Below are 21063 nucleotides of genomic sequence, written 5' to 3'. Positions count from 1 at the left end.
CGCGATATATCGCGTCTCTCAATGGACTTACCCGAACGAGTGAAGGAGCGGTGATCAACTCGTCGGCGACCGGTCAGTCGATGACCGTGTAGCCCGCTTCGCGCAAAGCCTGACCGACCTCGACGCAGTGCACCGGCCCCTTCGTCTCCAGATGCAGCTCGACCTCCGCCTCCGAGAGCCCGAGCCGGGGATCGGTTCGCACATGGCTCACGTCCAGGACGTTAGCGTCCACCACTGACAACGCCCCCAGAAGTGTGGCCAGCGCCCCCGGCCGGTCCGTCAGACGCAGACGAACGGCCAGGTAGCGGCCCTGCGCGGCCATGCCGTGGCGCAGGACGCGCTGCATCAGCACCGGGTCGACGTTGCCCCCGGACAGCACCGCGACGACCGGGCCCTCGAACGCGCCGGGCTCGCTCAGCAGCGCCGCGACCGGGCTCGCCCCGGCCGGCTCGACGACCAGCTTGGCCCGCTCCAGACAGAGCAGGAGCGCCGTGGACAGCTCGCCCTCCGAGACCGTGCGCACCTCGTCGACGAGATCGCCGACGATCCCGAACGGCACGTCGCCGGGGCGTCCCACCTTGATGCCGTCGGCCATCGTCGCCGGGTTGCTCAGCGACACCGGACGCCCGGCCGCCAGTGAGGGCGGATACGCCGCCGCACCCTCCGCCTGCACGCCCACCAGCCGCACGTCCGGCCGCAGCGCCTTCACCGCGACCGCGATGCCCGCCGCCAGCCCCCCGCCGCCGATCCCGACGACGATCGTGCGCACCTGCGGGCACTGCTCCAGGATCTCCAGGCCGACCGTGCCCTGCCCGGCGATGACGTCCGCGTGGTCGAAGGGGTGGATGAACACCGCGCCGGTCTCGTCCGCGTACTCCTGCGCCGCCGCCAGCGTCTCGTCGACGACCTGGCCGTGCAGCCGCACCTCGGCGCCGTACTCCCGCGTCGCGCTGACCTTCGGCAGCGGGGCGCCCTGCGGCATGAACACCGTCGACCGCACGCCCAGCAGCGACGACGCCAGGGCCACGCCCTGCGCGTGGTTGCCGGCGCTCGCGGCGACCACCCCGGCGGCCCGCTCCTCCGGCAGCAGACCGGCTATGCGCACGTACGCGCCGCGCAGCTTGAACGACCCCGTCCGCTGGAGGTTCTCGCACTTCAGGTGCACCGGCGCCCCGACGAGCTGGGACAGGTGCCGGCTGCCCTCCATCGCGGTCGTCCGCGCCACGCCCGTGAGCATCTTCTGCGCGCCGCGCACGTCGTCGAGGGTGACGGGCCGCGAGGAGTCAGCCGTGCCGTAGCTCATGACTCCAGCATCGCAGTTCACAAGCGGGAACAACCGCTGTGACCAACCACCGAGACCGGTTTCCTCAGCGCCGGTACGGCCTGCCTTCCAGCCGCGTACCCTGTCCCCCAACCCAGCACCCCTTTTCATGAAGCGAGCCCCCGGCCATGCCCACAACACCTGAAATGTCGATGGACATGACGACCGTCGGTGACACCGGTCTCCTCGACACGCTGCAGCACGAGGTAGCGGTGTTCGCGCGCCGTGCCGAACAGACCCGGCTCGGCGGCGTCGGGCAGGTGCGCAACTCCATGGACCGCGCCGCGTACCTGCTGCTGAACCGTCTCGACAACGAGGGTCCGATGGGCGTCAAGGCGCTCGCCGCGAGCATGGGCATCGACTCCTCGACCGTCACCCGGCAGGTGGCTCCCCTCGTCGACACGGGGCTGGTCAAGCGGACCTCGCACCCGGAGGACGGCCGGGCCGTGGTACTGCAGCTGTCCCCGCGCGGGATGTCGCGCCTCGAGGAAGTGCGCTCGTCCAGACGCAGGTTGATGGCGGAACTGACCCAGGACTGGGAGCCGGAGGAGCGCGAGTCCTTCTGCATGCTCCTGACGCGCTTCAACGGCGCGCTGTCCGCGCGGATGGCCGCCCAGGGGCTCCCCGGCGCGGAGCCGGCGCCCGCTTCCTGAGCCTGCCCCCAAGGCGTCCGGAGGTGCTGGGGCGAGGATCCCGCGCGTGCGTGGCTCTTGACCGAAACCCCGCCCCTGGCCCTATATGAGACCGGGTCCCCGTCCGCACACCGCCGGGGTCCGTTCCAGGGGGTCGCCGACGGGCGGGAGGGCGCGGTGAGAGCACGTCATGAGGCGCAGGCGGCCCGCCGGGCCAGGCAGTTCCAGGCGTTCGTCGCCGGCGCGGGCGGACGGCTGCTGCACACCGCCACCCTGCTCACGGCGGAGGCGCCGGACGACAACCCGCGCGCGCGGCGCCTGCTGACACTGGCCCTCGCGCACACGTACGCGTGCTGGGACCGGCTGCGCGGCGAGGACCCGTACGACCGAGCCCGCCAGTACCTGGCCACCCGCTTCGCCCGCGGCGCCTGGCACCGCCACGGCGGCCCCCGCCCCACCGGAGCGCTGGCCGCGCTCACGCCCCAGGAGCGCCTGATCCTGGTGCTGCGGCTGTACGAGGGCGTCGGGGAGGAACAGGTCGCGGCCCTCCTCGGCCTCCCGGCGGAGCGCGTCCACGCCCTGTGCGACCGGGCGACGGCGACCCTGCTGCACCCCCCGCGCCCGCCCGCCGCGAACCCGGCGGCGGCCGGGGCGGCGGCGAGGACGGCGACGCCGTGAGGACGCAGGACGCGGACGCCCCGGCACCTGGCCCGTGGAGGCTCCCGTGAACCGGCCGGAACGGGAGGCCGCCGTACGGCGGATCATGGAGCGGACGGCGCCGCGCGTGCCCCCGGAGCTCCACGAGGACGTCGTACGCCGCGGCGACCGCCTGCTGCGTCGCCGCGCGCTCGCCCGGAGGCTGCTGTGGCTGACGCTGCTGGCCGTGGCCGTGGCGTTCACCGTCTGGGCGGTGACGGTCCAGCCCTGGGTGGAGCCGCCGTCGGAGACGACCCCACCCCTGACGAACTGGTGAGTCTCAGGCCTCAGCCGAGGGCCTGCTGGAGGTCGTCCAGGAGGTCGTCGACGTTCTCGATGCCCACGGAGAGGCGCACGAGGTCGGCCGGGACCTCGAGGGCCGAGCCGGCCGCGGACGCGTGCGTCATGCGCCCGGGGTGCTCGATCAGGGACTCCACGCCGCCGAGGGACTCGCCGAGCGTGAACACCTTGGCGCGGTTGCAGACCTCGACGGCCGCCTCCTCGCCGCCCTCGACCTGGAACGACACCATGCCGCCGAAGGCCCGCATCTGCTTGGCGGCGACCTCGTGGCCGGGGTGGTCCGGCAGCCCCGGGTAGAGGACGCGCGTCACGCGCGCGTGCCGGGTCAGCATGTCGGCGATCTTGGTGGCGTTCTCGCTGTGCCGGTCCATGCGCACCGACAGCGTCTTCGTGCCGCGCAGCACCAGCCAGGAGTCGAAGGGCCCGGCGACCGCGCCCATCGCGTTCTGGTGGAAGGCCAGTTCCTCGCCGAGCTCCCGGTCGCCCACGATCAGCGCGCCGCCCACGACGTCGGAGTGGCCGCCCATGTACTTGGTCAGCGAGTGCACGACGACGTCCGCGCCGAGCGCCAGCGGCTGCTGGAGGTAGGGGGTGGCGAAGGTGTTGTCGACGACGAGCCGCGCGCCCGCGTCCCGCGCGATCTGCGCGAGGGCGGCGATGTCGGTGATGCCGAGCAGCGGGTTGGAGGGGGTCTCCACCCACACGGCCTTCGTCTTCGGGGTGATCGCGGCGCGTACGGCGGCCGGGTCGCTGGTGTCGGCCACCGACCACTCCACGCCCCACCGGGAGACGACCTTCGCGAACAGCCTGAACGTGCCGCCGTAGGCGTCGTTGGGGATGACCACGTGGTCGCCGGGCCGCAGCAGCGTACGCAACAGGCAGTCCTCGGCCGCCAGTCCGGAAGCGAACGCGAGACCCCGGACGCCGCCCTCCAGGGCGGCGAGGTTCTCCTCGAGGGCGGTCCTGGTCGGATTGGCGCTGCGGCTGTACTCGTAGCCGCCGCGCAGACCGCCGACGCCGTCCTGCTTGTAGGTCGAGACCTGGTAGATCGGCGGGACGACCGCGCCGGTCAGGGGATCGGCGGTGTTGCCCGCGTGGATCGCGAGGGTCTCGAAATGCTGACTGATGTGCCTGTCGCTCATGGGTCCCGAGGGTAATGCGCCGAAGCGGCGGGCTCGACCCGACCGGGTTGGCCAATTGTCAGCGGCTTCTGGAACCCTTGAGACATGGAGATTCTCTGGGTCCTGGTGGCGCTGGTCATGCTCAGCTTCGTCCTGCTCCCGTTCCTGCGGCGCCGGCGGGGCACGATCGAGCAGGTCCCGGCGGGCCACCCCGACGCCGCGGATCCGGCGAACTACGGCTTCGTCCGCGAGGAGGAGCTCGACATCCGCATGCCCGGCCCCGACCAGGACCTGCTGGACGTCCTGGCCGTGGTGCAGCGCACGCAGGACTACCGGGCGGCGCAGCAGTTGCTGGCGGGGACCGAGACGGAGGGCGAGCGGCGCTGGCAGCGTGTGCAGGCCTTCGCGGGGGCCGCGGCGCTGGAGCTGCAGCAGCGGCCGGGCGGCGTCTCCGAGACCCCGGGCGGGCAGTGGCTGCGGGTGTGGCGGACCGAGGAGCCCAAGGACGCGGGCGGCGCGGCGGTGCACGCCGAGTTCCTGGTGCAGCAGGCGTGGCGGACGTCGACGCCGGGCACGGACGACTTCCGGATCATCATGGAGGAGGCCCAGGACGCCTGTGGTCAGGCGACGTTGCTGGCCCCCGGCGACCCGATCCCGTACATCGTCGAGCTGTCCGTGGCGCGGGGGCTGGACTACTCGCAGCCGGAGTTCGAGCGGCTCTGGCTGAAGATCCTGGACCGCGCGCCCGCGCACATGGGGGCGCATCTGGCGGCTCTGCACTACTGGTGCGAGAAGTGGCACGGTTCGCGCGAGGAGGCGACGTCCTTCGCGGAGGCGGCCGCGGCCCGCGCGCCCGGGGGTTCGCTGCTCGCCGCGATGCCCCTGTTCGCGGTGTTCGAGCACCTGCCCGAGGTGAACCTGGTGAGCGGCTTCTACCGGAGCGAGGTGGTGCGCAAGGCGGTCCACGGCGCGCTGTTCGCCGTCCAGTCGGCCCGCCCCGACGACCCGATGGCGGCTCATGTGCGCCATCTCCTGGTGTTCTTCCTGGTGCGTTCGGAGCGCTGGTCGGAGGCCATGAACCAGCTGATACACGTCGACGGTCATGTGGGCGCGCTGCCGTGGACGCTGTCCGCGGACCCGGCGGCGGAGTTCGCCGTGTACCGGGCCCTGGCGGTGGCGGGCTTCGAGGCGAACGGCGGCAGCCCGGCGTCGCTGCCGCACTGAGCGGGCGCCGGCCGGGCGGCCTCGCGGTCGTCGCGCCCGGGGTCAAACCTGGCGGTCCGGCCCTGGGGGTCAGCCTTCCGTGCGGGCGGGGAGCCGCCATCCCGGGCGGGGGAAGTGGCAGGTGTAGCCGTCGGGGTAGCGCTGGAGGTAGTCCTGGTGCTCGGGTTCGGCCTCCCAGAAGGGGCCGACCGGCTCCACCTCGGTGACGACCTTGCCGGGCCACAGTCCGGAGGCGTCGACGTCCGCGATGGTGTCCTCGGCGATCCGCTTCTGCTCGTCGTCGACGTAGTAGATCGCCGAGCGGTAGCTGAGGCCGATGTCGTTGCCCTGGCGGTTCTTCGTGCTCGGGTCGTGGATCTGGAAGAAGAACTCCAGGAGGGCGCGGTAGTCGGTCTTCTCCGGGTCGTAGAGGATCTCGATGGCCTCCGCGTGCGTGCCGTGGTCGCGGTACGTCGCGTTCGGCACGTCGCCCCCGGTGTAGCCGACCCGGGTGGCCGTCACCCCCGGGAGCCGGCGGATCAGTTCCTCCATGCCCCAGAAGCATCCGCCCGCAAGCACGGCCCTCTGCGTCTGCACAGCCATCACGGCTCCTCCCACGTCTGTCAGCCCGGTCCTCCGGGCCCACCCTGGACAACACACGCGGCCCCCCGACGATTCCGTGGTCCCGGCTCACGCGCCGAGCCCCGGCGCGGGGCCGGGGCTCGGTGCGGTTCGCGGGTGGGGCCGGATCAGATCGTGGCCGCGTCGATGACGAAGCGGTAGCGGACGTCGCTGGCGAGGACGCGCTCGTAGGCCTCGTTGATCTCGGAGGCGCTGATCAGCTCGATCTCCGCGCCGAAGCCGTGCGCGGCGCAGAAGTCGAGCATCTCCTGGGTCTCCTGGATGCCGCCGATGCCCGAGCCGGCGAGGGTCTTGCGGCCGCCGATCACCGAGAACAGGTTGAGCGCGACGGGCTCCTCGGGGGCGCCGACGTTCACGAAGGCGCCGTCCGTCCGCAGCAGGGACAGGTAGGCGTCCAGGTTCAGCGGGGCGGAGACGGTGGAGAGGATGACGTCGAAGGTGCCGGCCAGCTTCTTGAAGGTCTCCGGGTCGCTGGTGGCGTAGTAGTGGTCGGCGCCGAGCCGCAGTCCGTCGTCCTGCTTGCGCAGCGACTGGGAGAGCACCGTCACCTCGGCGCCGAGCGCGTGCGCGATCTTGACGCCCATGTGGCCGAGGCCGCCCATGCCGAGGACGGCGACCTTCTTGCCGGGGCCGGCGTTCCAGTGCTTCAGCGGCGAGTACGTGGTGATGCCGGCGCAGAGCAGCGGGGCGGCCACGTCGAGCGCGAGGCCGTCGGGGACGCGGACGACGTAGTTCTCGTCGACGACGATCTTCTGCGAGTAGCCGCCGTAGGTGGGCTCGCCGTCCTTGCCGACGGAGTTGTACGTGCCGACCATGCCGCCGCCGGTGCAGTACTGCTCCAGGCCGGCCTTGCAGTTCTCGCACTCGCGGCAGGAGTCGACCATGCAGCCCACGCCCACCCGGTCGCCGACGGCGAACTTCGTCACACCGGCGCCGACCTCGCTGACCACGCCGGCTATCTCATGGCCGGGGACCATCGGGAAGACGGCCTCGCCCCAGCCCTCCCGGGCCTGGTGGATGTCGGAGTGGCAGATGCCGGCGAACTTGATGTCGATCAGGACGTCGAACTCGCCGACCTCGCGGCGCTCGATCGTCGTGCGCTCCAGCGGAGCCTTGGCGGAGGGGGCCGCGTAGGCGGCGACGGTGGTCATGCCGTGGATCTCCTAGCAGTGGTTCGGTGTGCGGCGTCCGGCCTGTCGTTCGGCCGGGCACGGTGTTCGGTTCCGAGGCACCAGCCTGCCCGAAGACGCGCGGCTCACCCAGGCCTCACCTGTGCCTACGTTCGGTGTGCGTACCACTGGCGGGGTCAGGATCGGGGGCGTACGACCAGGAATACTGGCGGTATGGACGAACAGAGCGAAGCCGCCGTACAGGGGTCCGGCGGGCGTCTGGACCGGCGGGCCGAGCTCAGCGAGTTCCTGCGCACCCGGCGCGCCCGGCTGAAGCCCGAGGACGTCGGGCTGCCCGACTTCGGGCGCCGCCGGGTGCCGGGGCTGCGGCGCGAGGAGCTGGCGCAGCTGGCCGGGGTGTCGGTGGCGTACTACACGCGGCTGGAGCAGGGCAACGGGCGGAACGTGTCCGCGGAGGTGCTGGGCTCCATCGCCCGCGCGCTGCGGCTGTCCGACGCCGAGCACGCCCACCTCACGCATCTCGCCAAGCCCAAGCAGCACAAGAAGAAGCCGACGGCGCGCAGCCAGCAGGTGCGGGCCTCGCTGTGGCAGTTGCTGGACCAGATGGACGGGGTGCCCGCGTATGTCGTGGGCCGGCGCGCGGAGATCCTCGCGTGGAACCGGATGGCGGCGGCCGTCTTCGGCGACTGGGGCGAACTCCCGGCCGGGGAGCGGAACTGGGCCCGGCTGGTGTTCCTGCGGCCCGCCTACCAGGAGCTGTTCGTCGACTGGGAGCAGAAGGCGATCGACATCGTGTGCGCGTTGCGCATGGACGCCGGCTGCCACCCGGACGATCCCCGACTGTCGGCGCTGGTGGGCGAGTTGTCGGTGAAGAGCGAGGACTTCCGGCGGCTGTGGGCGACCCACGACGTCAAGGACAAGACGTTCGGCGTGAAGCGGCTCCGGCATCCACTGGTGGGCGAACTGTCCCTGAACTTCGAGGGATTCCGGCTGATGGGGGACGGGGAGCAGTCGCTGGTGACGTATCACGCGGAGCCCGGGTCGCCCTCGGCGGACGCGCTGCGGCTGCTGGCCAGCTGGGGCGCTGACGCGGCTGCTCCGCGGGCCGGGACCGGGGCCTGAGGGGCCGCCCGGAGCGAGGCGCCCCGCGCCGGCGGGGTCCCGGGCTCAGACGTCAGCCCTGGTACGGCGGGGCCGCGCCCCAGCCCCACTTCGGCACCGGCTGCTCGGCCGGCGGTTTGGCGTCCGGCCCCGAGAAGTGCACGGCCAGGCGCGTGCCCCACTCGACGTACGCCAGGAACGCCGAGCGGAACTCCGCGTCCGTGGGGAGGCCCGCCTCGTCCGCCGCGTCCTGGATCAGGTTCACCCAGCGGCGCCGCTGGGGCTCGGTGATGTCCCGGCCGAAGTGCTTGGCGACCATGTGGCTGTGGCCGCCCTGCGTCGCGGAGTAGGTCTGCGGGCCGCCGAAGACCTCCGCCAGCCAGAGGGCGACGTGCTCGGCGTGCTCGGGGGCCAGGCCCGCGAAGACGGGGGCGAGGAGGTCGTCGTCGAGCACCTTGGCGTAGAAGGCCTCCGTCAGGCGGGTGAAGGCCTCCGCGCCGCCCGCCCACGCGTACAGGGTGGGTTCGGCGGAGCCCCGGCCGCGCACCGAGGTGGGCTTGTAGTGCCGCATCTCCTCGATGTGCCCGACGTACGGACGGATCTCGGCGAGGAAGGCGGGGAACAGGTCCGAGGTGCGGAAGCCTTCGAGGTGGTCCGCCGTGGACGTCCAGGTGATGCGCAGCACGAAGTGGGCGAAGTCCTCCTCGCAGCGCGCGAGTTCGTAGTCGACGCAGTGGGGGGAGGCCGCGAGGAGGGGGGCGGCGCGGTGATAGGCGGCGAGGAAGTCGGCGGAGCGTTCCTCGGGAATGCGGTACCGGATGTACTCGATGACCTTGCTGGCTGTCTCTGCTGCCGTCATGGGCCTACGCAAGCACGAACGGCCGCTGGAGGCTCGTCTTCCGGCGGGGCGTTCGCTCAGCGCTCAGCGAACGCGGCGGGCGGAGCGCTCGGGGGGCTGCGGAGGCGGCCGCACAGACGCCGATGCCGCCCCCGGGAAGGGGACGGCATCGGGGAGGCGTGGCTCAGCGCGGGCGGCTCAGGCGGCCGAACCCGCCTTCCACTGGGCCCAGTCCATGTTCCAGCCGTTGAGGCCGTTGTCCGGGGACACCGTCTTGTCGCCGGTGTTCTGGACGACCACGACGTCGCCGACCATGGAGTTGTTGTAGAACCACGCGCCGGGCGTGCCGCTGTCGTTGGCGCCCTTGGCGTCGGAGAGGCCGACGCAGCCGTGGCTGGTGTTCACCGAGCCGAAGATGGACTTCGCGCCCCAGTAGTTGCCGTGCACGAAGGTGCCGGAGGTGGTCAGGCGCATGGCGTGCGGCACGTCCTTGATGTCGTACTCGCCCTTGCCGTCGTCGTCGGTGAAGCCGACCGACGCGCCGTTCATCCGGGTCTCCTTGAACTTCTCGGAGATCACCATCTGGCCCTCGTACGTCTTGTTCTCGGGCGAGCCGGCGGAGATCGGGATGGTGCGCACGGTCTTGCCGTTCCGCGTGACCTTCATCTGCTTGGTCTTCGCGTCGACGTAGGTGACCTGGTTGCGGCCGATCTTGAAGGTGACCGTCTTCTGCTGGACGCCGTAGACGCCCTTGGCGCCCTGGACGCCGTCGAGCGCGAGCTTCAGCGTGACGGTGGAGTTCTCCTTCCAGTACTCGTCCGGCCGGCAGTCCATGCGGGTGGTGCTGAACCAGTGGCAGGCGATCTCCTGGCCCCCGGTGGAGTTGACCGTGATGCCCTTCTGGACGGCGGCCTTGTCGGTGATCTCCTTGTTGAAGTTGATCGACACCGGCATGCCCACGCCGACGGTGGAGCCGTCCTCGGGCGTGAAGTTGGCTATGAAGCTGTTGGCCGGGGAGACCGTGGTGAAGGAGGCGTTCTCGTGGGCCTCGCGGCCGTCGGAGTCCTTCGCGGTCGCCGCGAGCTTGTAGGTGGTGGACCGCTCGAGCTGTCCGCTCGGCTTCCAGCTGGTCTTGTCGGCGGACAACTCGCCCTTCACGGCGGTGCCGTCGGCGGCGGTCATCGTCACCGTGGTGAGCGTGCCCTTGCTCACCGTGACGGCCGCCGACTTGTTGATGGAGGCGTTGTTGGAACCGTCCGCAGGCGTGATCTTGATCTGGGCCTCGGATGCCTTCTCGGCCGCCGCCTCGTCGGCTTTCGCCTGTGAGGAACTGCCCTTGTCGTCCGAGGCGCTGCTGTCGCCGCTCGAACACGCAGAGAGCACCAGAACACCGCCGAGCAGTGCGGACGCGGTCGCCAGACCCCTGCGCCGCCTACTGTTCGTCATCACACGCTTCTCCATCGTTGCCGATTCCCGTAAACCCCGTGAGTCCCCGTCGAGAGTCCTCGTCAAGGGCTTCAACGCTACGACCGGTTCTCCCCGTTCCACTTCCGCGGAATGTGTGGGCCACACCACGTTCACGGGCGGTGCGGACCGCCTCACGGCGGAAGGTCCGCCGGGATCCGTGGTGCGGATGTCGGCCAGCGCGTCCCTTGAGACGACGAAACCCCGGGCGGCGGTTGCCGCCCGGGGCCACGAGTTTCCCAAGACGCTCAGCCGATGCGCGAATCGTCGCCGTCATCGCCGGCGTCGCCCTCACCGTCGCCGTCGAACTCGTCGTCGAGGTCCCAGTCGGGCGCGTCGGGGTCGTGGGCGACGGGTTCGCTGGACCAGGAGGCCTGTTGGAGTTCCACTCCCGGCACGTCGCCGACCAGGTCGAAGGGATCGACGAGGTAGGCGAGGGCCTCTGCGGTGTCCTCCCGCACGGTGCTCTCGGCGTGCGTGCGCTCGCTCTCCGGCATCTCGGGATCCTCGGCGACGCGTCGCAGTGCGGCCTCGGTCACCGCGTCCGCATCGTCGATTTCCAGCACGAGTTCCACGCGAAGCCGGACATATCGTGACGTCTCTTCTGTGTTCATGCACCGGAGCGTACGGCTCCGCCCTCCCGCAACTTTCCCGCGACCCGCGCCTTTCATTAGCATCGGCCCACACGGCCAATTCGCCAGCGCCACAAGGGGATCGATATTCCGTGTCATCCGCTCGCCGTCCGTTGCTGACCGCCACCGCCGCGGGGACCCTGTTGGGTGCCCTGTGGTTCGTCCCGAACGCCAACGCGACACCGGACGACCAGGCGAGAACGGCAGTGACGACACACGTCACCACGCAGGCGCGGGCCGTCTCGGCGACGTCCCACGCGTCCACGGCGTCCCACGCCTCCACCGCGTCCGACACCACCGCCGGCACCGCCGACGCCACCGGCGCCTCATCGGGCGTCGCCACGACCGCCGACGGGGCCCGCCTCGCCGACACCGGCAGCTTCGACACCACGCCCTACGTGGTCGGCGGGACCGCCCTGCTCGCCCTGGGGGCGGCTTTCGTGGCGTACTCGGTGCGGCGGGAGCGGCTCGGCTTCTGAGTCGCTTTTGGATCGACTTGACGCTTACATGACTCAACGCTCATAGTCCGCCCATGAAGAGATCATCGGGGGCGCGGCTGTGCGCCGTGACCGTGGCGGGCGCGCTGTCGCTCGCCCTCATCACGGGCTGTTCTGACGACGGTTCGAAGAAGGACGACGCGAAGGGGGCCGCGGGGACCGCCGCGAGCACTCCCGCGTCGTCGGCACCGGCCGAGAAGGGCCTGGCCGCGGCCGAGTTGGAGAAGCTCCTGCTCGCGCAGGGCGAGATCAAGGGCTACAAGGTGGACTCGGGGGACGCCACCCTGCCGAAGTCCAAGGCCGTCGTGAAGGTCGACAAGGCGGAGTGCGCACCCCTCGCCTACGCCATGGCCGCCCTGCCGCCGGGTGAGACGAACGCCGGCGCGAGCAACACGGTGGCCGAGGACAAGGCGGCGAGCCCCTCCGCCTCGAAGGACTCTCTCAGCAGCCTCGAGGACGCGTTCGACATGGCCACGACCTTCGTGGGCCTCTCCTCCTACGACGGCGACGGCGCACAGAAGGCGTTCAAGGCGGTCTCCGACGGCGTCGCCGCCTGCTCCGGCGGCTTCGGCATCACCTCCGACGGCGAGACGCAGAAGATCACCAAGGTCACCGCGGGGAAGGCGTCCGCCACCGCCGACGAGTCCACGGCGTTCACCGCCGTGGCCGACATGGACGGAGAGGGCACGGCCAAGTTCAACGTGGAGGTGGCGCGCAAGGGCGGCGTCGTCGCCACGTTCTACGCGATCAACTTCGGCGCGATGTCGAAGGGCGGGGAGTCCAAGGTCCCGGCCCCGGTCGTCCAGGCGCAGGTCGCCAAGCTCAAGTAGCCCCCTTCACGCATCGGGGCCCTGCCGGCAGACACACCCGGCAGGGCCCCGCGCCGTTTCCGCCGGCTACCGCAGCGGCCCCGTGACCGTCTCCACCGCCGCGACGAGCCGCCCGTCGCGCACGAACGCGTCCGCCGCCGCGAGGTCGGGGGCGAGGAACCGGTCCGGGCCCGGGCCCTGGACGCCCGCCGCGCGCACCGCCTCGACGACCGCCCGCGTGGCGGGCGCGGGGGTGAGCCCCTCGCGCAGTTCGACGGCGCGGGTGGCGGCGTAGAGCTCGACGGCGATGACGCGCGCGAGGTCGTCGACGGCCGTGCGCAGCTTGCGGGCGGCCGACCAGCCCATGGAGACGTGGTCCTCCTGCATCGCGGAGGACGGGATGGAGTCGGCGGACGCCGGCACGGCGAGCCGCTTCATCTCGCTGACCAGTGCGGCCTGCGTGTACTGGGCGATCATCAGCCCGGAGTCGACGCCGGCGTCGTCGGCGAGGAACGGCGGCAGGCCGTGGCTGCGGTTCTTGTCCAGCAGCCGGTCGGTGCGGCGCTCGGCGATGGAGGCGAGGTCGGCGGCGGCGATGGCGAGGAAGTCGAGGACGTAGGCCACGGGCGCGCCGTGGAAGTTGCCGTTGGACTCCACGCGCCCGTCCGGGAGCACGACGGGGTTGTCGACGGCCGAGGCGAGTTCCCGCTCGGCGACCAGGCGGGCGTGCGCCATGGTGTCGCGTCCGGCGCCGGCGACCTGGGGCGCGCAGCGCACCGAGTAGGCATCCTGGACGCGGGGCGCGTCGTCCTGGTGGTGCCCGGTGAGCTCCGAACCCTTCAGCACGGCTAGCATGTTGGCGGCGCTGGCGCCCTGGCCCGGGTGGGGGCGGATGGCGTGCAGCTCGGGCGCGAGGACCTTGTCGGTGCCGAGCAGTGCCTCCAGGCTGAGCGCGGCGGTGACGTCGGCGGACTTGTAGAGGGTGTCCAGGTCGTCCAGGGCCATGATCAGCATGCCGAGCATGCCGTCGGTGCCGTTGAGGAGGGCGAGCCCCTCCTTTTCTCGCAGCTCGACGGGGGCGATGCCGTGCGCGGCGAGGAGTTCGCCGGCCGGGCGGACGACGCCGTCCGCGTCCTCGGCGTCCCCCTCGCCCATGAGGGTCAGGGCGCAGTGCGAGAGCGGTGCGAGGTCGCCGGAGCAGCCGAGGGAGCCGTACTCGTGGACGACGGGGGTGACGCCGGCGTTCAGCAGGTCGGCCATGGTCTGCGCGACCTCGGGCCGTACGCCGGTGTGCCCGGAGCAGACGGTCTTGAGCCGCAGGAACATCAGGGCCCGCACCACCTCGCGCTCCACGCGCGGCCCCATGCCGGCGGCGTGCGAGCGGACGATGTTGCGCTGGAGCTGTGCGCGCAGCTCCTGGCTGATGTGCCGGGTGGCGAGGGCGCCGAAACCGGTGGAGACGCCGTAGACGGGCTCGGGCTTGGCCGCCAGCGCGTCCACGATCCCGCGCGCCGCGGCGAGGGCGGCGACCGCCTCCTCGGACAGCTCGATCCGCGCGCCGCCTCGCGCCACGGCGAGCACGTCGGACGCGGTGACGCCGGACGTCCCCACCACCACAGTATGCATATCCATATTCAGGAGCGTACGCAGTGAAGACGAGGATGTCACCAGGCGGTCGTCGCGCTCCTTGCGACCGGCCGCGTCATGGCCGGCGTCACGGCCGGCCGCGGAAGCTGCGGCGTTCGGCGGCCGGCCCGCGCGGCGGCTCGTCGGCGAGGCGTACGACGGGGTCGTCGGGCCCCTCCCGGCCCGCGACGACCGGGCGGGAGGCCCGTACGGCCTTCGCCCGGTACTGGGCGGCGTCCGCGAGCCGGAAGAGGCGGCGGGCGGAGCGCACGGGTCCGATCGGGTCGCCGGTGGAGGCGACGCCGCAGGCCACGCCCTCCCCCAGCTCCAGCTCGGCGGCCCGCCGGCACAGTTCTCCGGCGACCTTCACCATGTCGTCGGCGGACGGGCCGACCGCCAGCAGACAGAACTCGTCCCCGCCGAGCCGCGCGGCGATCGCCCCGGGCAGCATCGCCCCGCACAGCGACAGCACCGAGCCGAACCGTTCCAGCAGGCGGTCGCCGACGGCGTGCCCGAGGCTGTCGTTGACCCGTTTGAGCCCGTTGATATCGCAGACCGCGAGGCTGACGACGTCCCCGCCGGTCCGGTGCCGCTCGACGGCCTCCTCCAGCCGTACGTCGACCGCGCGGCGGTTGGCCAGGCCGGTGAGGGCGTCGGTGAAGGCGAGCCGGCGGGCCTCCTCCAGCCGCTCGGTCTGCGCGATCCCGGCGGCGACCACGGCGGCCAGGACAGTGGCGAAGTCGGCGTCCGCGCGCTCGAAGGCGGGGGCTCCGGCCGGGCGGGCCACGTACAGCTCGCCCCAGGCGAGGCCGTGCTGCACGATCGGCGCGACGACGCAGGAGCCCCGGCCCCGTCGGCGCAGGGCGGCCACCCGCTGGTGGCAGTACCCGGGCCGGCCGGCGGCGGCGCCCTCGGCCGTCTCCACCCAGGCGTTGGGCTCGCCGCCGGACACCCAGCGTTCGTGCAGGAACTCGGTGATCTCGGGGAACTGGTGCACCGGGTAGGCCTCGCCCTCCGGGAACTCCTCCTCGTCCGGGGCCAGCTCCCCGACGTTCACGAGGACGCGCAGCCGTCCGAGGTCCCGCTCCCACACCGACAGGGCGGCGAAACCGCCGGACAGCGCCCGGCACGCCCCGAGCGCCGCCGCCCGCCACGACTGCCTGGGCGACCGCGCGGCGGCCATCCCCTGCGCGAGCGCCACCACAGCCGCGAGCCGTCCGTCATCACCCATCACCCCAGGCTAGGGACATTCCCCGCCAAACGCCGCGCCCAGCCCGGTGGCCGCTCACTCCCCCGGCCAGCGCGGCGCCCGCTTCTCGTTGAACGCCGCCACCCCCTCCGCCCGGTCCCCCGAGAACGCCACCGCGCGCCACGCCGCGTCCTCGACCTCCAGCCCCGCGCGCAGGTCCAGCCCCTGCCCCAGCCGCAGCGCCCGCTTGGCCGCCCGCAGCCCCACCGGCGAGTTCGCCCCCATCCGGGCCGCCAGGGCCAACGCCTCCTCCCGGTCGCGACCCGCCTCCACCAGCACGTCCACGAGCCCGAGCTCACTCGCCTCCGCCGCCTCCACCCGCCGCGCGGTGAAGATCAGCTCGGCCGCCCGGGCCGCTCCCACCCGCCGGGGCAGCAACTGCGTGCCTCCGCCTCCCGGGATCACCCCGACCGACACCTCCGGCAGCCCCACCACGGCCGTACGGTCGGCCACGATCACGTCGCACGCCAACGCCAGCTCGAACCCGCCTCCCAGCGCGAACCCGTGGACCGCCGCCACCGTCGGCACCGGCAGTTCCAGCACCCCGGTGTACGCGCCCCGCGCCACCGGCCGCTGCCGTACCAGCTCCGCGTCGGTCAGCGAGTTCCGCTCCTTCAGGTCGGCCCCCACGCAGAAGGCCCGCTCGTGCGTCGAGGTCACCACGACCACCCGTACGTCCCGGTCCTCGCCCAGCGCCGCACAGGCCGCGCCGATGGACCGGGCCATCTCGCTCGACACGGCGTTCATGGCCTTCGGCCGGTCGAGGGCCAGCTCCGCGACATGCCCGTCCTCGTGCCGCCGCACCAGCACGAACTCCCCGAACCGTTCCTCGCTCATGACACCCTCCGGTTAACGCGGGTTAACAACTCCAGCTCGCCCGATCATCGCAGCCGCGCCCCGCCGGGGAAAGGGCCGGCCGCGTCCGCCACCGCCCGTCACCCGCTCCCGCCGACCGCCGCTTACCCGTTCGGGTGACATCCCGCCCGACTCTCCCCACACCGCCCACGGGAGCGCATAACGTGCGTCCGCCACGGCGCATCGGGGGCGCACAGACGGGGGAGGCAACGCGATGGCGACGACACCGGTGAAGACGCACACCGGAACGTACGGAAGACCGTACGAACAGCGGACGGCGACCGGGACCGGGACCGGGACAGCGGAGCACATGGCGGAGCCGGCCGAACACGTCCGCCTCTGGCTCCCGCGGGCCCGCGGCCGGCACCGCCGCCCCCGGCCCCGCAAGGTGCTGCTCGCCGCCGGCGGTCTCGCTCTCGCGGCCGGCGCGCTGAGCCTCGTACGGCTGACGCCCGACGCGTCCGTGCCCGGCATCGGCACGGCGGAGGCCGACCCGCGCATGGAGCCCACCGCGGAGTCGACGGACGCCCCGCCGACGGCGGCCCCGTCCACCCCCGCCGCGCATCCGACGGCGCCCGCGCCCATGGGCGGCGGACCGTCCGCGGCCCCGGCCCCCGGCGCGAGCCCCGCCGCCACCGGCTCCGCCGCCCCGGTGGTCCCTGCCCGCAGCCGCGGCGCCTCCTCCGCGCCCGCGACGGCGGCCCCGAGGCGCCCCGGACCCACCGGGCCCGCAGCGGAACGCGCCCCGCAGACGCCGGGGTCGCCGGAGACGCCTTCCCGATCCACCCCGCCCCGGTCGACAGCCGGCCCTGAGCCGTCCACACCCGCGCCCGAACCCGGCACGGCGGCCCCCGTGACGCAGCGGCCGGACCGACCCGGGCTGTGCGTACCGGTCATCGGCCTCTGTGTGGACCCGCTCCTCGCACCGAAGCGGTAGCCGGGTTCACTCGCCGCCGGCGCGCCGGGTGAGCAGCCAGGGCTCGACCACGCCGAGCCCTCGCACCGGCCGCTGCCACATCGGCTGGAGGGCGAACCGGTACACGGGCGGCTCCTCGCCCTCCTTCTCGGCGGCCGCCGCCTCCTCGGCCGCCTGCGCCTCGGAGGCGGGCGCGTCACCGGTGCGGATCAGCTCCTCGGCGAAGGCGCTGTCGACGAGGACGGCGTCCCGCGGCGCTATCGACGTCAGCCGCGAGGCCAGGTTGACGGTCGTCCCGAACACATCGCCCATCCGGGTGGTCACCGTGCCGAACGCCATGCCGACCCGCAGCTCGGGCATCGTCTCGTCGTTGCTCATGGTCTCCACCAGCAGCAACGCGATGTCGGCGGCGGTGCCCGCGTCGTCGGCGGCGTACAGGACCTCGTCGCCGAGGGTCTTGATGAGCCGGCCGCCGCGAGCGGCCACCAGGTCGGCGGCGGTCGTCTCGAAGGCCTCGACGAGCTCGCCGAGCTCCTCCTCCTCCATGCGCCGCGTCAGCCGCGTGAACCCGACGAGGTCGGCGAAGCCGACGGCGAGCCGCCGGTCGACCATCTCCTCGTCGTCGGCGGCCTGCACGACCCGGCCCGCCGAGGCGGCGAGCTGGCGGCGCCAGACGTAGACGAGGAACTCCTCCAGCTCGGGCAGGAGCAGCTCGACGATGGGATACGTGACCTCGGTGCGGGTCATCCCCGGCTCGGGCGGCTCGGTGAGCCCCTCCAGGAAGGAGTCGATCTGCCACTCCGCCAGACGTGCGGTGGTCTGGCCAGTGGACCGCGCGACCTGCACCGCCATGGCCTCGCTCAGCAGGCCCGCCTCCACGAGACCGGCGAGGCGTCGCAGGGCCAGGACGTCGGCCTCGGTGAGCGCCTTGGCCTGCCCTATGTCGGCGAAGCCCATCGCCCGCCAGAAACGGGACGCCAGCTCCATGGAGACGCCTGCGCTGCGGGCCGCCTGGAACGGGGTGTAGCGGCGCTCGGCGCCCAGGATGAGCTGTTCCAGGCGCAGGGCGAGCGGGTCGTCGCCCGGCTCGGGGGCCAGGGGATCCCCCCGCTCGGACGAGGCCGAGAGTGGAGGAGGGTCAACCCGGCCGTCCACGCCCTCGCCCTCGCCGGAGCCCGTGTCGTCGACGGTCACGCGTGCTGCCCTTCCGATCTACCGCGGTCAGGTATCGACCGGCCTCAACTCTACGGCAGGTGTGCGCCAGCTCACTCCGTCGGGTTCCGCCGGTCCTTGAGTCGAGGTGCCTTTCCACTGTGTACGGGGTCGGTGTGGTCCTTGTTCGGCCACTGGGGCGGGGGTCTCTCGTGGGTGCAGTCACCCTGTGGCCGGTCGCGCCCACACGGCGGAGCCGCACGGGGCGTTCGCGGCCCCCTCTCACACCGGCCTCAGGTGGACGATGTCTCCTGCCCCCACCGGTTCGCGGGCGCCTGCCTGTGTGGTGATCACCAGCCTGCCGTCGCCGTCGATCGCCGTCGCCTCGCCGGTGATCGCGCGGTCGCCGGGGAGTTCCGCCCGGACCGTGCGGCCCAGCGTGGCGCAGCCCGCCGCGTACGCCTCCTGGAGGCCGCTGACGGCCGGGTCGCCGTCGGCGGCGCGCCAGCGGGTGTACCAGTCCTCCAGGGTGCGCAGCACGGACCGCAGCAGGGGGTCGCGGTCGGTGGTCACCGCGTCGGCGAGGACCAGGGAGCCCGCCTGCGGCACGGGCAGTTCGCCGGCCCGGAGCGTGACGTTGATCCCCACGCCTACGACGACGCCGTCCTCGCCGGCGCGCTCGGCGAGGATGCCGCCGGCCTTGCGCTCCTCGCCGCCGACGGTCACCAGCAGGTCGTTCGGCCACTTGAGTGCCGTGTCCACGCCGGCCGCGCGGGACAGTCCGGTGGCGACCGCGACGCCCGTCAGCAGGGGCAGCCAGCCCCAGCGGCCGACCGGGATCCCGGCCGGGCGCAGCAGAACGGAGAAGAACAGGCCCGATCGGGGCGGCGCGGACCACTGGCGGTCCAGGCGGCCGCGGCCCGCGGTCTGCTCCTCGGCGACGAGCACGCTCCCCTCGCCCGCCTTCCCGGCGGCCGCGAGCGCGACGAGGTCGGAGTTGGTGGAGCCGGTGCGCGGCACCACCTCCACCGCGGTCCACAGCCCGCCCTCCCGGACGAGCCCGCACCGCAGCGCGGCGGCGTTGAGCGGCGGGCGGTCGAGGTCGGACCAGCGGCTGGCGTCTGCTGCATCTCGCGGCGTCATGCAAGCCACCCTAGGTGTGTGAAACGCCGCACTGCCGATCGGTTGACCCAGCACTACTCTACGGATGAGTAACCGTCCCCCCTTTTGAGCAGGCAGGGAGCCGCATCCCGATGTCCGAGCCGGAAGAGCGCCAAGAGATCCACGGGAACCCGGGGATCGACATCCACACGACCGCGGGCAAGCTCGCTGACCTGCAGCGCCGCGTCCAGGAGGCGACGCACGCCGGCTCCGAGCGCGCCGTCGAGAAGCAGCACGCCAAGGGCAAGCTGACGGCCCGTGAGCGCATCGAACTCCTCCTGGACGAGGGGTCCTTCATCGAGCTGGACGAGTTCGCCCGGCACCGCTCCACCAACTTCGGGCTGGATCAGAACCGCCCCTACGGGGACGGCGTCGTCACCGGTTACGGCACCGTCGACGGCCGCCCGGTGGCCGTGTTCTCCCAGGACTTCACCGTCTTCGGCGGCGCCCTCGGCGAGGTCTACGGCCAGAAGATCGTCAAGGTCATGGACTTCGCGCTGAAGACCGGCTGCCCGGTCATCGGCATCAACGACTCCGGCGGCGCCCGCATCCAGGAGGGCGTGGCCTCGCTCGGCGCGTACGGCGAGATCTTCCGCCGCAACACCCATGCGAGCGGCGTCATCCCGCAGATCAGCCTGGTCGTCGGGCCGTGCGCGGGCGGCGCGGTGTACTCGCCGGCGATCACCGACTTCACGGTGATGGTCGACCAGACCTCGCACATGTTCATCACCGGGCCGGACGTCATCAAGACGGTCACCGGCGAGGACGTCGGCTTCGAGGAGCTGGGCGGCGCCCGGACCCACAACTCCACGTCGGGCGTGGCCCATCACATGGCGGGCGACGAGAAGGACGCCGTCGAGTACGTCAAGCAGCTCCTGTCGTACCTGCCGTCGAACAACCTCAGCGAGGCCCCGGCGTTCCCGGAGGAGGCGGACCTCTCCGTCAACGACGAGGACCTGGAGCTCGATTCGCTGGTCCCGGACAGCGCCAACCAGCCGTACGACATGCACACGGTGATCGAACACGTCCTGGACGACGCCGAGTTCTTCGAGACGCAGCCGCTGTTCGCGCCGAACATCCTCACCGGCTTCGGGCGGGTGGAGGGCCACCCGGTCGGCATCGTCGCCAACCAGCCGATGCAGTTCGCGGGTTGCCTGGACATCAAGGCCAGCGAGAAGGCCGCGCGTTTCGTGCGCACCTGCGACGCCTTCAACATCCCGGTGATCACCTTCGTCGACGTGCCGGGCTTCCTGCCGGGCGTCGACCAGGAGCACGACGGCATCATCCGCCGCGGCGCCAAGCTGATCTACGCGTACGCGGAGGCGACCGTCCCGCTGATCACCGTCATCACCCGCAAGGCCTTCGGCGGGGCGTACGACGTCATGGGCTCCAAGCACCTCGGCGCCGACCTCAACCTGGCCTGGCCGACCGCCCAGATCGCCGTGATGGGCGCGCAGGGCGCGGTCAACATCCTGCACCGCCGCACCATCGCCGAGGCGGAGGCCGCGGGGGACGGCGACGCCACGCGGGCCCGGCTGATCCAGGAGTACGAGGACGCCCTGCTCAACCCCTACGTCGCGGCCGAACGCGGTTACGTCGACGCGGTGATCATGCCGTCGGACACCCGCCGGCACGTCGTGCGCGGTCTGCGTCAACTGCGTACCAAGCGGGAATCCCTGCCTCCGAAGAAGCACGGCAACATCCCCCTGTAAGGAGCC

At 72.4% G+C, this 21063-nt stretch carries 21 protein-coding genes; 9 read left to right on the top strand and 12 right to left on the bottom strand.

What is annotated here, in order from left to right; translation table 11 throughout:
• Window positions 1-73: 73 nt before the first annotated feature.
• Entirely contained in the window at window positions 74-1303 is a 1230-nt protein-coding gene (gene ilvA, locus ACIRS4_RS19630; RefSeq protein WP_404197260.1) for a threonine ammonia-lyase, read from the bottom strand.
• Between the two features lie 170 nt (window positions 1304-1473).
• Here ilvA and ACIRS4_RS19625 point away from each other — a divergent pair, with 170 nt between their 5' ends.
• The 3 genes from ACIRS4_RS19625 (at window position 1474) to ACIRS4_RS19615 (ending at window position 2926) form a co-directional block, all read left to right on the top strand.
• Window positions 1474-1974: a MarR family winged helix-turn-helix transcriptional regulator gene (locus ACIRS4_RS19625; RefSeq protein ID WP_404197478.1), complete on the top strand. Its 501-nt coding sequence runs from the start codon at window positions 1474-1476 to the stop codon at window positions 1972-1974.
• A 156-nt stretch (window positions 1975-2130) separates the two neighbouring features.
• A complete protein-coding gene (locus ACIRS4_RS19620) occupies window positions 2131-2631 on the top strand; it encodes a sigma factor-like helix-turn-helix DNA-binding protein (RefSeq protein ID WP_404197257.1) in 501 nt (166 codons plus the stop codon).
• 46 nt (window positions 2632-2677) lie between these two features.
• A complete protein-coding gene (locus tag ACIRS4_RS19615; RefSeq protein WP_404197254.1) occupies window positions 2678-2926 on the top strand; it encodes a hypothetical protein in 249 nt (82 codons plus the stop codon).
• 10 nt (window positions 2927-2936) lie between these two features.
• On the opposite strand, the gene ACIRS4_RS19610 is transcribed toward ACIRS4_RS19615, so the two are convergent.
• A complete protein-coding gene (locus ACIRS4_RS19610) occupies window positions 2937-4091 on the bottom strand; it encodes a cystathionine gamma-synthase (RefSeq protein WP_404197252.1) in 1155 nt (384 codons plus the stop codon).
• 84 nt (window positions 4092-4175) lie between these two features.
• Here ACIRS4_RS19610 and ACIRS4_RS19605 point away from each other — a divergent pair, with 84 nt between their 5' ends.
• Window positions 4176-5294: a hypothetical protein gene (locus ACIRS4_RS19605; RefSeq protein WP_404197249.1), complete on the top strand. Its 1119-nt coding sequence runs from the start codon at window positions 4176-4178 to the stop codon at window positions 5292-5294.
• Window positions 5295-5363: 69 nt separating this feature from the next.
• Here the strand turns inward: ACIRS4_RS19605 and msrA are convergent, their stop codons facing one another.
• On the bottom strand, window positions 5364-5876 hold the full coding sequence (msrA, locus tag ACIRS4_RS19600; RefSeq protein WP_404197246.1) for a peptide-methionine (S)-S-oxide reductase MsrA: 513 nt from the start codon (window positions 5874-5876) through the stop codon (window positions 5364-5366).
• A 146-nt stretch (window positions 5877-6022) separates the two neighbouring features.
• The gene (locus ACIRS4_RS19595) at window positions 6023-7066 is read right to left on the bottom strand and encodes an NAD(P)-dependent alcohol dehydrogenase (RefSeq protein WP_404197243.1); all 1044 of its coding nucleotides are present in this window, start codon (window positions 7064-7066) and stop codon (window positions 6023-6025) included.
• Window positions 7067-7258: 192 nt separating this feature from the next.
• On the opposite strand from ACIRS4_RS19595, the gene ACIRS4_RS19590 reads away from it, so the two are divergent.
• Window positions 7259-8167 (top strand): helix-turn-helix domain-containing protein, encoded by a 909-nt coding sequence (locus tag ACIRS4_RS19590; RefSeq protein ID WP_404197240.1) that lies wholly within the window; start codon window positions 7259-7261, stop codon window positions 8165-8167.
• 52 nt (window positions 8168-8219) lie between these two features.
• Here the strand turns inward: ACIRS4_RS19590 and ACIRS4_RS19585 are convergent, their stop codons facing one another.
• The 3 genes from ACIRS4_RS19585 to ACIRS4_RS19575 all read right to left on the bottom strand — a co-directional run bounded on the left by ACIRS4_RS19585 (window position 8220) and on the right by ACIRS4_RS19575 (window position 11062).
• Window positions 8220-9005: a group II truncated hemoglobin gene (locus ACIRS4_RS19585; RefSeq protein WP_404197237.1), complete on the bottom strand. Its 786-nt coding sequence runs from the start codon at window positions 9003-9005 to the stop codon at window positions 8220-8222.
• A gap of 177 nt (window positions 9006-9182) precedes the next feature.
• Window positions 9183-10445: an Ig-like domain-containing protein gene (locus ACIRS4_RS19580; RefSeq protein ID WP_404197234.1), complete on the bottom strand. Its 1263-nt coding sequence runs from the start codon at window positions 10443-10445 to the stop codon at window positions 9183-9185.
• 251 nt (window positions 10446-10696) lie between these two features.
• Window positions 10697-11062 (bottom strand): hypothetical protein, encoded by a 366-nt coding sequence (locus ACIRS4_RS19575; protein WP_404197231.1) that lies wholly within the window; start codon window positions 11060-11062, stop codon window positions 10697-10699.
• 110 nt (window positions 11063-11172) lie between these two features.
• Between ACIRS4_RS19575 and ACIRS4_RS19570 the strand changes: the two genes are divergently transcribed.
• Both ACIRS4_RS19570 and ACIRS4_RS19565 read left to right on the top strand, forming a co-directional pair.
• Complete coding sequence (locus tag ACIRS4_RS19570; RefSeq protein WP_404197229.1) at window positions 11173-11559, top strand: LPXTG cell wall anchor domain-containing protein; 387 nt, start codon at window positions 11173-11175, stop codon at window positions 11557-11559.
• Window positions 11560-11612: 53 nt separating this feature from the next.
• Complete coding sequence (locus ACIRS4_RS19565; RefSeq protein WP_404197226.1) at window positions 11613-12407, top strand: hypothetical protein; 795 nt, start codon at window positions 11613-11615, stop codon at window positions 12405-12407.
• Between the two features lie 66 nt (window positions 12408-12473).
• Here ACIRS4_RS19565 and hutH read toward each other — a convergent pair whose 3' ends face one another.
• The 3 genes from hutH to ACIRS4_RS19550 all read right to left on the bottom strand — a co-directional run bounded on the left by hutH (window position 12474) and on the right by ACIRS4_RS19550 (window position 16098).
• Window positions 12474-14012 carry a histidine ammonia-lyase gene (gene hutH / locus ACIRS4_RS19560; RefSeq protein WP_404197475.1) on the bottom strand — a complete coding sequence of 513 codons (1539 nt, stop codon included), beginning with the start codon at window positions 14010-14012 and terminating at the stop codon, window positions 12474-12476.
• 88 nt (window positions 14013-14100) lie between these two features.
• Window positions 14101-15243 (bottom strand): diguanylate cyclase domain-containing protein, encoded by a 1143-nt coding sequence (locus tag ACIRS4_RS19555; RefSeq protein ID WP_404197223.1) that lies wholly within the window; start codon window positions 15241-15243, stop codon window positions 14101-14103.
• Window positions 15244-15297: 54 nt separating this feature from the next.
• A complete protein-coding gene (locus ACIRS4_RS19550; protein ID WP_404197220.1) occupies window positions 15298-16098 on the bottom strand; it encodes an enoyl-CoA hydratase/isomerase family protein in 801 nt (266 codons plus the stop codon).
• Between the two features lie 232 nt (window positions 16099-16330).
• On the opposite strand from ACIRS4_RS19550, the gene ACIRS4_RS19545 reads away from it, so the two are divergent.
• On the top strand, window positions 16331-17053 hold the full coding sequence (locus tag ACIRS4_RS19545; protein ID WP_404197217.1) for a hypothetical protein: 723 nt from the start codon (window positions 16331-16333) through the stop codon (window positions 17051-17053).
• A 6-nt stretch (window positions 17054-17059) separates the two neighbouring features.
• Here ACIRS4_RS19545 and ACIRS4_RS19540 read toward each other — a convergent pair whose 3' ends face one another.
• Both ACIRS4_RS19540 and ACIRS4_RS19535 read right to left on the bottom strand, forming a co-directional pair.
• The gene (locus ACIRS4_RS19540) at window positions 17060-18226 is read right to left on the bottom strand and encodes an adenylate/guanylate cyclase domain-containing protein (protein ID WP_404197215.1); all 1167 of its coding nucleotides are present in this window, start codon (window positions 18224-18226) and stop codon (window positions 17060-17062) included.
• Window positions 18227-18466: 240 nt separating this feature from the next.
• Window positions 18467-19327, bottom strand: coding sequence for a biotin--[acetyl-CoA-carboxylase] ligase (locus ACIRS4_RS19535; protein ID WP_404197213.1), 861 nt, complete (start codon window positions 19325-19327; stop codon window positions 18467-18469).
• Window positions 19328-19437: 110 nt separating this feature from the next.
• On the opposite strand from ACIRS4_RS19535, the gene ACIRS4_RS19530 reads away from it, so the two are divergent.
• Window positions 19438-21057 carry an acyl-CoA carboxylase subunit beta gene (locus ACIRS4_RS19530; RefSeq protein WP_404197210.1) on the top strand — a complete coding sequence of 540 codons (1620 nt, stop codon included), beginning with the start codon at window positions 19438-19440 and terminating at the stop codon, window positions 21055-21057.
• Window positions 21058-21063 lie beyond the last annotated feature (6 nt).

It is taken from the genome of Streptomyces sp. NPDC101166, assembly GCF_044768125.1.
Classification (GTDB): domain Bacteria; phylum Actinomycetota; class Actinomycetes; order Streptomycetales; family Streptomycetaceae; genus Streptomyces.
This window is presented reverse-complemented; position numbering and strand designations above follow the sequence as displayed.